The sequence below is a fragment of the Spirillospora sp. NPDC048824 genome (assembly GCF_043198455.1).
Lineage (GTDB): Bacteria > Actinomycetota > Actinomycetes > Streptosporangiales > Streptosporangiaceae > Spirillospora.
In genome coordinates, this window is record NZ_JBICUS010000009.1 from 259,156 (window position 1) to 272,409 (window position 13,254).

General features: G+C 73.7%; 9 protein-coding genes and 1 pseudogene. 9 read left to right on the forward strand and 1 reads right to left on the reverse strand.

The genetic code is table 11. The features are described from left to right. The first annotated feature begins 84 nt into the window (after positions 1-84). The 9 genes and pseudogenes from ACGFIS_RS20400 to ACGFIS_RS20440 all read left to right on the forward strand — a co-directional run bounded on the left by ACGFIS_RS20400 (position 85) and on the right by ACGFIS_RS20440 (position 11,645). Positions 85-645 (forward strand): annotated as a pseudogene (locus ACGFIS_RS20400) (GNAT family N-acetyltransferase). A 55-nt stretch (positions 646-700) separates the two neighbouring features. After that, a complete protein-coding gene (locus ACGFIS_RS20405; protein WP_392907738.1) occupies positions 701-2,851 on the forward strand; it encodes a hypothetical protein in 2,151 nt (716 codons plus the stop codon). Positions 2,852-2,890: 39 nt separating this feature from the next. After that, positions 2,891-3,016, forward strand: a complete 126-nt coding sequence (locus ACGFIS_RS20410) for a hypothetical protein (RefSeq protein ID WP_392907735.1) — start codon at positions 2,891-2,893, stop codon at positions 3,014-3,016. A 78-nt stretch (positions 3,017-3,094) separates the two neighbouring features. Beyond that, entirely contained in the window at positions 3,095-4,171 is a 1,077-nt protein-coding gene (locus ACGFIS_RS20415) for a TIGR03857 family LLM class F420-dependent oxidoreductase (protein WP_392907733.1), read from the forward strand. Beyond that, on the forward strand, positions 4,168-5,181 hold the full coding sequence (locus ACGFIS_RS20420) for an oxidoreductase family protein (RefSeq protein WP_392907729.1): 1,014 nt from the start codon (positions 4,168-4,170) through the stop codon (positions 5,179-5,181). Before ACGFIS_RS20415 ends, ACGFIS_RS20420 begins: the two co-directional genes overlap by 4 nt. Positions 5,182-5,286: 105 nt before the next feature. Next, a complete protein-coding gene (locus ACGFIS_RS20425) occupies positions 5,287-7,023 on the forward strand; it encodes an ATP-binding protein (RefSeq protein WP_392907727.1) in 1,737 nt (578 codons plus the stop codon). A 16-nt stretch (positions 7,024-7,039) separates the two neighbouring features. Then, positions 7,040-8,215 carry an exonuclease SbcCD subunit D gene (locus ACGFIS_RS20430; protein WP_392907724.1) on the forward strand — a complete coding sequence of 392 codons (1,176 nt, stop codon included), beginning with the start codon at positions 7,040-7,042 and terminating at the stop codon, positions 8,213-8,215. Beyond that, entirely contained in the window at positions 8,215-10,662 is a 2,448-nt protein-coding gene (locus ACGFIS_RS20435; protein ID WP_392907722.1) for an AAA family ATPase, read from the forward strand. Before ACGFIS_RS20430 ends, ACGFIS_RS20435 begins: the two co-directional genes overlap by 1 nt. Beyond that, positions 10,659-11,645: a hypothetical protein gene (locus ACGFIS_RS20440; RefSeq protein ID WP_392907720.1), complete on the forward strand. Its 987-nt coding sequence runs from the start codon at positions 10,659-10,661 to the stop codon at positions 11,643-11,645. Before ACGFIS_RS20435 ends, ACGFIS_RS20440 begins: the two co-directional genes overlap by 4 nt. A gap of 1 nt (position 11,646) precedes the next feature. Here ACGFIS_RS20440 and dacB read toward each other — a convergent pair whose 3' ends face one another. After that, entirely contained in the window at positions 11,647-13,170 is a 1,524-nt protein-coding gene (gene dacB / locus ACGFIS_RS20445) for a D-alanyl-D-alanine carboxypeptidase/D-alanyl-D-alanine-endopeptidase (RefSeq protein ID WP_392907717.1), read from the reverse strand. Positions 13,171-13,254 lie beyond the last annotated feature (84 nt).

The window sequence follows — 13,254 nt, forward strand, 5'->3', positions numbered from 1 at the left end:
GTCCGGTGACGGCTGCCATAACCGTTGCAAGCGGCTGCCTGGAATGGATGGAGGCGCAATGGACACGGGACGTAAGATCGGCGGGTGCCTCGAACTCTAAGGACGGGCCGGCTGGTTCTGCGTCGCTGGGAGGACGGCGACCGGGAGCCTTTCGCCGCGCTCAATGCCGACCCCGAGGTCATGGAGCATTTCCCGGCCCCTTTGACCCGCCGTGAAAGCGACGCCCTCATCGACCGGATCGAGACCCGATTCGACGAAGAGGGCTTCGGCTTCTGAGCTCTGGAAGTCGCCGGCACGGGCCGGTTCATCGGGATGACGGGCCTGGCCGTCGTGCGTTTCCGGGCGCCCTTCGTCCCCGCCGTGGAGATCGGCTGGCGGCTCGCCCGCTCCGCCTGGGGCCGCGGCTACGCCGCCGAGGCCGCCCGCCGCGCCCTTCGCGCCGCGTTCGACGACTTCCACCTGGACGAGGTGGTCTCCTTCACCAGCACCACCAATCTCAGATCACAGGCCGTCATGAAACGCATCGGCATGACTCACGATCCCGCCGGTGACTTCGACCATCCTCGCGTCGGCGACGGCCACCGGCTGAAACGCCACGTCCTCTGGCGCACGACCGCCGCGCCCGACAGCGAGGGGTCGGCTTGAGGCAGATCTTCCCCGGGCCGCCGGTCCGGACGCCGGTGACCGATCCCGGGCCGACATGACCGACAGCTTTCGAGGGCGCAGCGGCATCGCGGTGGCATGGTGTGCCGTGCTCCTCAGCCTCGTCATCGGCTCGGCCGCCCTGCAGATCGCGGAACGCCCGGACACCGGCGTCCGTCCCGTCCGCGCGCCGGTCGTCGTCATCGGCGTCGCCGGGCTGGCGTGGGGCGACATCCGCGCGGACCAGACCCCGCACCTGTGGCACCTCCTCACCGGCGGCGCCGCCGCCGGCGCCGCGACGGTCCGCACCACCGGCGGCCCCGCCTGCGCGTCCGACGGCTGGCTGTCGCTGTCGGCGGGACAGGCCGCCGCGGGACCCCGCACCGACGACCACGAATGCGTCCCGCTCCCACCCGTGCGGGACACCGGCGGCGGAGCACGCGTCGACCGGTGGGACCGGCTCGTCGACGCCCAGCGCCGCTCCGAGTTCTCACCGCGCCCGGGAGAACTCGGCAGGGCACTGTCGGAACACGACGGATGCGAAACCGCCGTCGGCCCCGGCGCCGCCATCGCGCTGGCCCGCCCGGACGGAACCGTCGAACGCTACAGCCCCGCCGTCGGCTCCGCCGCACTCGACTGCCCCGTCACCGTCGTCGACGCCGGGCAGGTCGTCGAATCCGGCTCCGGCCGGCTCGACTCCCTGGCGAAGGTCGACGCGTACGCGGGCCGCGTCCTGGAACGCGTCCCCGCCGGCGGCACCGTCGTGGTGCAGGGCGTCACCGAACCACCGGGCGGCACCCCGCATCTCGCGGTCAGCATGGTCAGCGGCCCCGCGACGGCGCCCCGCCCGGCTCTGCTCACCGTCGCCTCGACCCGCTGGGGCGGGGTGGTGCGCCTCCTCGACGTCCCCAGCACCCTCCTGGACGCGGTCGGCGCGCCCGAACCCGCCGAGTTCAGCGGCGCCCCGATCTCCCTCGGCCGGACACGCCCCACCGACTCGAACAGGACCGTCCACGAACTGGGCGCCGTCACCACCACCGACCAGACGCTGCGGCGCTGGGCCGGGACACTCCTGCTCGTCGTCGCAGGCGCACAACTCGCCCTCTACATCGCGGCCGGGATCGCGTGGCGCCGCCCGGACGCGTGGCGCCGCCCGAGTGCGTGGAGGCGCCGATTCCTCCGCGCGGCGCTCGTGTTCTCGGTGCTGCCGGTGTCGATGTACCTGGTGTCGCTGACGCGGTGGTGGCACGGCCCGTTCCCCGACGCGACCCTCCTGCTCGCCCTGGCGGCCACCGCAGCCGTGGCGACGGTCCCGATCCGGCTGCTGCCCGCACGTCCGCTCTGGCGGGTGCCTCTGGCCGTCAGTCTCCTGACCTTCACCGTCCTCGTGGTGGACGCCGCGAGCGGCACGCTCCTGCACCGCGCCAGCCCGTTCGGCCCGTCCGCCCTGTACGGCGGGCGCTACTACGGTTTCGGCAACTCGACCTTCGCCGTCTTCGCCGTCGCCGCCCTCGTGCTGGCCGGGACGACGGCGGCCGAGTTGACCTCCCGCGGACGCCACCGCGCCGCCACCGCCTCCGTGGTCGCCGTCGGCGCCGTGGCGGTGGCCGTCGACACCTGGCCCGCCTGGGGAGCCGACGTCGGCGGCGGCCTCGCCCTGATCCCCGGAGTCGCCGTCCTGGCCTTCGCCGTCGCCGGGATACGGCTGACCCCGCTGCGCCTCCTCGCCGTCGCCGCCGCGGCCGTGGCGGTGGTCGCCGCCGTGGGAGTCGCCGACTGGACGCGCCCTCCCGACTCCCGCACCCACGCCGGACGCTTCATCCAGGAAATCCTCGAAGGGCAGGCGTGGCAGCTCATCGAACGCAAAGCCGGCTACGCCCTGAGTTCCCTGTCGGGCGGCCCCCTGGCCTGGGGAACGGCGGCCGTCCTGATCCTCCTGATCCTGGCCTTGGCATGGCCGCACCGCTTCTCGCCGCCCTACCTCGACGCGGCCCAACGAGAATGGCCGACGCTGCGTCCCATTCTGATAGCGGCCCTGACCACTTGCGGGGTCGGCGCGGTGGTGAACGACTACGGCATCCGCCTGATCACCTTCGGCCTGATCACGCTGCTGCCCCTGCTCGCCTTGAGCATCGCCGTCGCCGCGAACGCCCCGGCGGCACCCGCTTCACCGCGGCCTGGGCCGGACGAACCGTCCCGGCTCAGATGATGTCGAACAGGTTGGGCCGGCCCGCCCGGCCTGATCTGGATGGTGGAACGGACCATCCAGGCGCACTGCCACCACGACGAGGGCCCCGGCGACGACCGGATCGCCCGCACCCTGGCCCGCTCGATCTGGCTGACGGTCTACGGCACGCTCCCGCCCCCACCTTGATCTGGACAACTGTCCAGACTAAAGTCCGCTTATTCGCGAAGCGGCCGGGCCGACGCCCCCTGAACCGAGGAACAGCCCATGGACGACCTTCCGGAACTGGGCTTCTATGGTCTGGCCGGCCATTCGGCCACACCCCGCGACCTGCTCGCCGAGGTCGCCGAGGGCGAACGCCTGGGCCTCGGCTCGGTCTTCCTGTCCGAACGGTTCGCGACCAAGGAGGCGGCCACCCTCTCCGGCGCCGCCGCCGCCGTCAGCGAACGGATCGGCATCGCGACCGCCGCCACCAACCACAACACCCGGCACCCCCTGCTGACCGCCACCTTCGCGACGACCATGCACCGCCTCTCCGGCGGCCGCTTCGCGCTCGGCCTCGGCCGCGGCTTCGACATGCTCTTCGACGTCATGGGCCTGCCCCGCGTCACCACCGCGCAGCTCGACGACGTCACCGGCGTCCTGCGGCGCCTCTGGCGCGGCGAGGCGGTGGCCGGCCACGACGGCCCCGCCGGGAACTTCCCCTACCTCGTCCAGGACCCGTCGTTCGACGAGGACATCCCGATCATCCTGACCGCGATGGGCGAGCGGACCCTGGAGTTCGCCGGCCGCGTCGCCGACGGCGTCGTCCTGCACACCTTCTTCACCGACGAGACCCTCGCCAAGGCCGTCGCGACCATCCGCCGCGGGGCGCTCGAAGCGGGCCGCGACCCCGCGTCCGTCCGCGTCTGGTCCGTCCTGGCCACGGTCGGCGACCACCTCGACGAGGAACTGCGGCTGCGCAAACTCGTCGGCCGCCTCGCCACCTACCTGCAGGGGTACGGCGACCTCCTGGTACGCGTCAACGGCTGGGACCCCGCCGTCCTGGCCCGCTTCCGCGCCGACGACCTCGTCACCGGCTACCCCGGTGCGTTCGACGCGATCGGAACGGCCGGCGACCTGCACCACGTGGCCGGCCTGATCCCGGACGAATGGCTCGCCGCCTCCGCCACCGGAACCCCCGGCCAGTGCGCGGCCCGCGTCCTCGACCAGTTCACCGCGGGCGCCGACGGCGTCATCCTGCACGGCGCGACCCCCGCCGAACTCGCCCCGATCCTCGACGCCTACCGCCGCGTCCGCCCACCCGGCCGCGCCGCCCACCCCCGCAACCCGGGCCGCTCATGAAGATCATCGCCGCGCGGGAGGACCTGACCCCCGCCCGGCTCACCGAAGTCCTGAACACCAGGATCGACGAGGTCGATGTGGAGCCCATAGGCACCGGCCAGATCGGCTCCTGCTTCCGACTGACCCTGACCGGCGAGGCCCCCACCCGCCTGATCGCGAAACTCCCCGCCGCCGACCCCGCCGCCCGCGCCCTCCTCGGCGGCGCCTACCGCACCGAACTGCTCTTCTACCGCGAGATCGCCGAAACCGTCACGATCCGCACCCCGCACTGCCACCACGCCGCGATCGACCCGGAAACGTTCGACTTCGTCCTCCTCCTGGAGGACCTCTCCCCGGCGGCCCAGGGCGACCAGCTGGCCGGCTGCTCACCCGGCCGGGCCCACGACTGCATGCGCGCCCTGGCCGGCCTCCACGGCCCCCGCTGGTGCGACGAAACACTCCTGGCCGTCGACGGCCTGCACCACAACACCGAGACCGACGCCTCCACCCTCGCCGAGGTCTACGCCCCCGCCGTCGAAACGTTCATCGGCCGCTTCGCCGACCGCCTCCACCCCGCCGACCAGGACACCCTCCGCCGGACCACCGAGACCATCGGCCCCTGGCTGCTGGCCCGCCCCGAACGCTTCGGCCTCGTCCACGGCGACTACCGCCTGGACAACCTGCTCTTCCCCCCGGACGGCACCACCGCGACCACCGTCGACTGGCAGACCCTCACCATCGGCCTCCCCGCCCGCGACCTGTCCTACTTCCTGGCCACCAGCCTCACCACCGAAGACCGCCGCGCCCACGAACGCGACCTCGTCGCCCGCTACCACGACGCCCTCCTGGCCCACGGCGTCACCGACTACCCCCTGGACCTCTGCTGGGACGACTACCGCTTCGCCCTCCTGCAGGCCCCCCTCATCACCGTCCTGGGCTGCGCCTACGGCACCCAGACCGAACGCGGCGACGCCATGTTCCTCACCATGGCCACCCGGGCCTGCACCACGATCCGCGACCTCACCCCCTAGAACCAGCCTGGCGGATTGTGGTCTTCGGAGAAGGTCCTCCGGTGGTCGGAGGGTGTGTATAGCCTGCGGTGAGCTGGTGGGATTCGTGTGGCCTGGGTGGGGTGTATGGGTGAGACCGCTGAGCGCGGGCCGGTCGTCGGGCGGGTGCTGGGGACGCAGTCGGCGACGCCGCTGTCGTTCTGGGTGGGGCTGGAGCCCGGGACGGTCGTCCAGCTGGACGAGGTGATCGCCGCGCGGCGGGAGGTGCCCGGCCGGGGCGAGGTGCTGATCGCCGGGGTCGTCACGAACGTGGAGGCCCGGCATGAGGGCGCCGCCTACGACTCGGACGTGTTCCTCATCGCGCAGGGGGTGCTGCCCGCGGCGGTGGTCGAGTCGGCCGAGGTCACGGTGACGCGGGTCGAGCCCGAGGTGTACGTGCCGCCGCTGCCCGGCACGCAGGCGCGCCGGGCGGGCGCGCTGGACCGGGAGCGGGCGCTGTACTTCGACGTGATGGAGCGGCGGGTACCGGTCGGGCTCGGACGCGACGGGGAGCCCATCCACGTCAACCTGGAGTTCCTGGACGGGACGCGCGGCGCACACGTCTCCATCTCCGGGATCTCCGGGGTGGCGACCAAGACGTCGTTCGCCACGTTCCTGCTGTACTCGATCTTCAACTCGGGGGCGCTGGGCGCGGAGGCGCACAACACGAAGGCGCTGATCTTCTCGGTGAAGGGCGAGGATCTGCTCTTCCTCGACCACGCCAACAACCGGCTGGACGAGAACGCGCGGGCGGCGTACCGGCGGCTCGGTCTGCGGCCGGGGCCGTTCGAGAGCGTCCACGTGTTCGCGCCGCCCCGGCCCGGTGACCCGAACGGGACGCCGCACGTGACGGCCCGCACCCAGGACGTCAGCCCGTTCTACTGGACGCTCGCCGAGTTCTGCCGAGAGGAACTGCTGCGCTACGTGTTCGCCGACACCGAGGACGAGCGGGCGCAGTACACGATTCTGGTCGGGCAGGTCGCGGCGAGGCTCGCCCGTGACGCCGAGCCCGTCGGAGGCGGCGGGGCGGTACGCCTGGGGGACGGCGGGCAGGTCTGCCGCACCTACGAGGACCTGGTGAGGTTCATCGAGGAGACCCTGACGGACGAGGACACCCGCCGCGCCTGGGGCGCGCAGCTGATGGGGCTCGGCACCGTCAACGCGTTCCTGCGGCGGCTCCGTTCGTCGGTGCGTCCGCTGTCGCCGATCGTGCGGGGCGACCTGCCCGCGAGGAGCGGCAGGTCGATCGACACCGACGCGCAGGTCACCGTGGTGGATCTGCACAACCTGCCCGAGCGGGCGCAGCGGTTCGTCGTCGGGGTGGTGCTGCGCGGCGAGTTCGCGCGCAAGGAGAGCACGGGCAGCGCGCGGCCGCTGCTGTTCGTGGTGCTGGACGAGCTGAACAAGTACGCGCCGCGCGAGGGCGACTCACCGATCAAGGAGATCCTGCTGGACGTCGCGGAACGGGGCCGGTCGCTCGGGGTGATCCTCATCGGGGCGCAGCAGACGGCGTCGGAGGTCGAGCGCCGCATCGTCGCGAACTGCGCGGTGCGGGTGGCGGGGCGGCTGGACGCGGCGGAGGCGTCCCGGGGCGAGTACGGCTGGCTGCCGCCGGCGGCGCGGGCGCGGGCCACGATCGCCAAGCCCGGGACGATGTTCGTCGGGCAGCCGGAGCTGCCGGTGCCGCTGGCCGTGGAGTTCCCGTTCCCCGCCTGGGCCACGCGTCCCGCCGAGGCATCCCCGCGCGCGGCGGCGCGTTCCGGGCCGGCCCGCGACCCGTTCGACGGTCTCGGCGAGGCCGACGACGAGGTACCCCCCTTCTGATCCACCGGGAGCGAACATGAAGTTCCTGCACACCGCCGACTGGCACGTCGGCAAGGTGCTCCGGGGCCGGTCGCGGTTCGACGAGCACGCGAAGGTGCTGGGCGAGCTGGTCGCCGTCGCGCGGAAGGAGGACGTCGACGCGGTCATCGTCGCGGGGGACGTCTTCGACGGCGCGGTCCCGACGCCGCCGTCGCAGGCTCTGGTGATGAAGACGCTGCTGGCGCTCCAGGAGGGCGGCCGGGAGGTCGTCGTCCTCGCCGGCAACCACGACGATCCGCGCCTGCTGGACGACGTGTACCGGCCGGTGCTGCGGCAGCTCGGCATCCGGGTCGTCGGGAGGTTCCGGCGCCCGGACGCGGGCGGGCTGCTGTCGTGGACGGCCCGGACCGGGGAGCCGGTCAGGCTCGCCGCCATGCCGTTCCTGTCGCAGCGGTACGTCGTCCGGGCCCTGGAGGCGCTGACCGACACGCCCGACCAGCACAACCGCGACTACGCCCACCGCTTCGGGCGGCTCGCCGAGGCGCTCACGGCAGGGTTCACCGCCGACACCGTCAACCTGGTCGCGGCGCACGGCACGCTGCCGGGCGGCAGGCTCGGCGGCGGCGAACGCGAAGCGCAGACGATCTTCTCCTACTACTTCGAGTCGTCGGCGTTCCCGCCGGCCGCCCACTACGCCGCGCTCGGCCACCTGCACCGGCGGCAGCGGATGCCCGGCCCCTGCCCCATCTGGTACAGCGGCTCCCCGATCGCCGTCGACTTCGGGGAGGAGCAGAACACGCCCGGCGCGCTGGTCGTCGACGTCGCGCCGGGGCGTCCCGCCGACGTGCGGGAGGTGACGCTGACGGGCGCCCGCGTCCTGCGCACGGTCACCGGCCCGCTCGGCGCGCTGGAGGCGATGGCGGACGACCTCGGGGACGCGTGGCTGCGCGTCGTCGTCGCGGAGAAGCCGCGCGCCGGGCTCGCCGACGACGTGCGGGAGATCCTGCCGAACGCGCTGACCGTCGACATCGACGAGGCGTTCCGGCCCACCTCCGCGCCGCGGCCAGCGGCCGTCACCGGGCGAAACGCCCCCACGCCGCGCGGGTTGTTCCGCACCTACCTCGAACAGCTCGGCCACGAGGACGAGCGGGTCGAGGCGCTGTTCGACCGGCTCTACGACGAACTCGACGGGCACGGGGGAGAGGAGGACTGATGCGTCCGCTGTGCGTCCACATGGACGGTTTCTGCAGCTACCGCACACCGACCTCGGTCGGCCTGCACGACGTGGACTATTTCGTCCTCGTCGGACCCACCGGATCGGGCAAGAGCACCGTCATCGACGCGATCTGCTTCGCGCTGTACGGGTCGGTTCCCCGCTGGGGGAAGGAGAACGTGATCCGGCTGGCGCTGGCGCCGTCCGCCAACTCCGGGAAGGTCGCGCTCGTCTTCGAGTCGGCGGGCCGCCGCTACGGCGTCGTCCGGGCGCTGGCCCGCAGCCCCCGGGGCGCGGTGACCACGAAGGAGGCGCGGCTGGACGAGCTGGACCCGTCCGTCGACCCCGCCGGGGGCATCGAGGAACTGCTGGCGGCGCAGGTCCGGACGATCGCCGACGGCGACGGGGTGACGGCCGCCGTCCAGCGCATCACCGGGCTCGAGTACAGGTTCTTCATGCAGTGCGTCGTCCTCCCGCAGGGACGGTTCGCGGACTTCCTGCAAGCCGAACCGAGCAAGCGGCAGGACCTTCTCGTCCAGCTCCTCGACGCGAAGACCTTCGAGCTGATCAAGCAGCGGGCGGGGGAGGAGGCGAAGGCCGCCGAGGTCCGCGCGCAGGCCGCCGAGGCGCAGCGGGCCAAGCTCACCGACGCCGGCGAGGCCGCCGAGAACGAGGCCGCGCGGCGGCTGGAGGGCATGCGGGCCCTCGGCGAGAGCGTCCGCGAGGCGCTCGACGAGCTTCAGCGGACCGACGGCGAAATCCGGGACAGGACGACGGAGGCCACCGAGGCGGAGCGTGCCCTCGCCGCGCTGTCCGCGCTCGCCATGCCCGGCGACGTGCCGACCCTCGCGGACGACCTCAAGGCCGCCGCCGACGAGGCCGAGCGCCTCACCCGGGAGGTCGCCCGGCACGAGGAGGCGGAGTCGGCGGCCCGTGACCGGGGCGCGGACCTCGGCGACAGGACCGTCCTCGACCAGGCGATCACGGCGCACCGCGACCACGCCCGCCTCACCGGCGAGATCGAGGACGCCCGGACCGGGGCGGACGAGGCCCGCCGGGAGGCGGACGCCGCCGCCGCCGACCTCGCCGCCGCCCGCACGAACCTCGAACGGGCCGAGGCCGAACGGCAGCGCGTCCGCGACGCCGACACGGCCGCCGACCTCGCACGGCGGCTGTCCGCCGGCGAACCCTGCCCGGTCTGCCTGCGGGACGTCACCGACCTGCCCGAGCACCATGCCCCGCCCGCCCTCGGCGCGGCGGACCGGAACGTCCAGGCCCGCAAACGGGAACTCGACGCCGCACAGGCGAGACTCCAGGAACTCGAGCGCGAACTGTCCAGGCGCGAAGCGGGCCTCGCCGCTCTCGGGCGGCAGCTCGGCACCGAGGCGGAGCGCATCCGCGCCCACCCGGACCTCGACGACGCGCGGCGGCGCCGCGACGCCATCGACCTGGCCGACCGGGAAGCGGCCGGCGCACGGCAGGCCCTGCTCACCGCCCGAGCCGAACTGGCCAAGGCCGAGGAAGAGCGCACCGAACTGAACCAGGAGGCCGGGAGGGCGCTCGCCGAGCTGGACGGCGCCCGCGACACCGTGGTCGCGCTCGGTGCCCCACCGGTCGGCCGCGCCGACCTGCACGCCGCCTGGACGACCCTCCTCGACTGGCGCGACCGGGAGTCAGGACGTCGCGAACAGGCGGCCGGCGCGCTGGAGAACGCCCTGCGCGACCTGCGCCACCGGCGGGACGAACGGCACGAGGCGCTCGCCGCCGAACTGGGCGCCCACGAGATCGCCGTGCCCGCGTCCATCGAGCCCGAGACGGTCCGCGAAGCCGTCCTGACCGCCCGCAACCAGGCGGAGAACCGGCTGGAGCGCATCCGCCGGGACCGCCGGACGGCCGCCGAACTGGCCGGGGAGATCAGCCGCCACCGGCAGGACGCCCGGGTCGCGGGCGAGCTGGCGCGGCACCTGCGGGCCAACAACTTCGAGAACTGGCTGTGCGGCGAGGCGCTGGCGCTGCTCGTCGACACCGCGTCCGGGACGCTGCGGGAGCTGTCGGACGGCCAGTTCGAACTCGTCCTCGACGGCAGGAACGCCATCGAGGTGATCGACTACGCGGAGGCGGGGCTGCGGCGCAGCGTCCGGACGCTGTCGGGCGGCGAGACGTTCCAGGCGTCGCTCGCGCTCGCGCTGGCGCTGTCGGACCAGGTCGCCCGGTTCGGCGGCGGCGCGGCCCGGAGCCTGGACTCGATCTTCCTGGACGAGGGCTTCGGCACGCTCGACCCCTCCACCCTCGACACGGTCGCGACGACGCTCGAGCGGCTGACGTCAGGGGGTGATCGTATGGTCGGCATCGTGACCCACGTTCCGGCGCTCGCCGAGCGCGTCCCCGTCCGCTTCGACGTGTTCCGCGACAACACCGGCTCGCATCTGGAGAAGAAGAGCACGTGACCACGGCACCGGCGGCCGCGACCGCCGCCATCACCGTCGACCCCTGGGACCCGGGGTACGCCACGTCGCTGACCGCGGAGGCGATCGGCGAGCTGGACCCCTCGTCCGTCAAGCTCGACCTCGGCGTGGAGCTGCCGCCGGACCGCTGGCGCCCGGTCTCGCCGCCCGCGGCGGGGCCGCCGCCCGGCGGGCTGATCGTGGCGGACGGCGTCCGCCGCATCGAGGCCCGGGTGTGGGTCGGCGACCCGTCCGGGGGGATGCCCGCCCCCGGCATCGCCGCGTCCTGCGCCGCCGGCCTGGTGCGCTGCGCGCCCGGCGGGCTCGCCGAACTCGCCGAGGTGGAGGTGCGCCGCTCGCTGTTCACCCCGTCCCCGCACGCCGCCGACCTGGCCACCTGGGCGGGCACCTACGTCGCGGCGCGGGCCCGCGGCGGCGCCGCCGAGCAGCTGTCCCTCGCGCTCCAGGGGCAGCTCAGCGACCTGGAGGTGACCCTCGCCACCCGGTACCGGACCGCGTCCGGCCCCGACGACCTGCTCATCGTGGACGGCCCCCTGCGCGGCCGCGCCCACCTGCCGCGCACCATCGGCTACGTCAAGACGCACCATGCCGCCTACCTGGCCGACCCGCAGACGGCCGTCCTCACGGCGCTGGGGCCGGGCCAGCGCACGCCCGTCTTCCTCATGACGACGAGCTGGGCGCGGCATTCGTGGTACCTGCGGCTGCCGACCCCGTCCACCGCGCCCTGGGCGGGCATCGCCCGCTGCGAGGCCGCCGCGGACCTGACCCGCGACGCGGTCGTCGAACTCGCCGACCACAGCGCGGCGATCATCCCGGGGCTGGCCGGGATCGGCTACAAGGATCCGCGCGCCCCGCAGAACCTCGTCCCGATCGGCGGCCTGGAGAAGGTCCTCCGGCACCGGCTGGGCGACCCCCGCCTGCTCTACCGGGCGCTCCGGACGGCCACCCGGCCCCAGGGCGGCTGATCTAGGGCCGGATGCCGCCGGTCCAGGTGCTTTCGAGGTCGCCGCCGTCGGCCGGGGCCATGCGGCGCAGGGCGGTGCGGGCGTCGCCGCCGCCGGTGGCGAGGCGCACGGCGATCTTGTCCTCGATGTCCTTCGGTGCCCCTCCGGAGTAGCCGTTGAAGACGCTGGAGAAGATCAGCGTCCGGCCGCCAGGGTCCTTCACATAGCCGGACAGGGCGGTGACGCCGGTCAGCGTCCCGGTCTTGGCGTGTACGTTGCCGTCGGCCGCGGTGCCCCTCATGCGGTTCGCGAGCGTCCCGCCGGCCAGCGGGTCCGGTCGCCCGGCGATGGGCAGAGCGGCGTACCAGGCAGGGAACCACGGCCGCTTCCGGACGTTCCTGAGCAGGGTGCTGAGCTGCACGGCCGTCGTGCGGTTCCCGCGGGACAGGCCCGAGCCGTCCGTCATGGTCACCTGGGAGGTGTCGACGCCGAGGCGCCGGAGGTGGGCGGTGATGGCGGGCAGCCCCGCCGCCCAGGTGCCTTCGCCCCGCACCTCGCGTCCGATCGCCTTGACGAGGGTCTCCGCCATGACGTTGTTGCTGAGCTTCAGGAACGGCGTGGCGAGCCGCGACAGCGGCATCGAGGTGCGGGTGGCGATCGTCTTGGCGCCCGGCGGCGTCCTGCCCCGCTCGGTCGCGCCGGACACCTGGACGCCGTGCGCCTTGAGCGCCTTGCGGAAAACGTCCGCGGCGTACAGCGTGGGTCCCTCGACGGTCCGCAGGACGCCGGCGGGTGCCGCGCCCGCCGGGTGGGAGCCGGTGACGACGATGGTGTTGGTGCCGTTGCCCCGGTTCACCGCGAGGGTGGACGACGACCCGGGCGGCCCGGTGACGGCCCTGTTGTCGATCTTCACGACGTCGGTGTCCGGGGTCAGCCCGACCCGGACCGGCCGCCCTTCGCGGGCGGCGGGAGTGAGGGAGACCTTGATCGAGCCCGCGTCGAAGTCGTCGTTGGGCGAGACGGTGAGCGCGGACGTCTGCCCGGCATAGGCGTACTGGAGGTCCGCGGGGTCCCAGTCGTCCGGGGTCCGCTTGGCGCCGAACCAGGTGTCGTCGGCGACGAGGTCGCCCTTGATCCCGGTGATGCCCCGGGCCGCGACGGCGGCGGCGAGGCGGTCGTACTCGGCGGCCCGCATGGTGGTGTCGCCGGTGCCCCTGAGGTAGAGGTTTCCGCCCTTGACGCTCACCGTCGTGCGGAACCGGTATCCGGGGCCGAGGATGCCGAACGCCGCCGCCGAGGTCTGCAGTTTGTTGTTCGAAGCGGGCGTGACCTGGCCGTTCCCGTTACGGTCGTAGAGAACCTCGCCCGTCTCGGCGTCACGGACGACGACGTCGACGGCCGCGCCCTGGAGGCGGCCGTCGCGGAGTACGGCGTCCAGATCCTCCGGCAGCCCTCCGGCGGTGGCGGCGTGGGCGGGGACGGCGGCGGCGCCCCCCAGGACCATGCTTCCGCCCAGCAGCAGGGCGGCCCCGAAGATCTTGATCATGACATCCGAGTCTAGGAAGGCGGTGCCGGGTCCCCAAGCACCTCCGCGACCTCCTGACGTCGGCACAGGTGGGGGCAGAGTGAT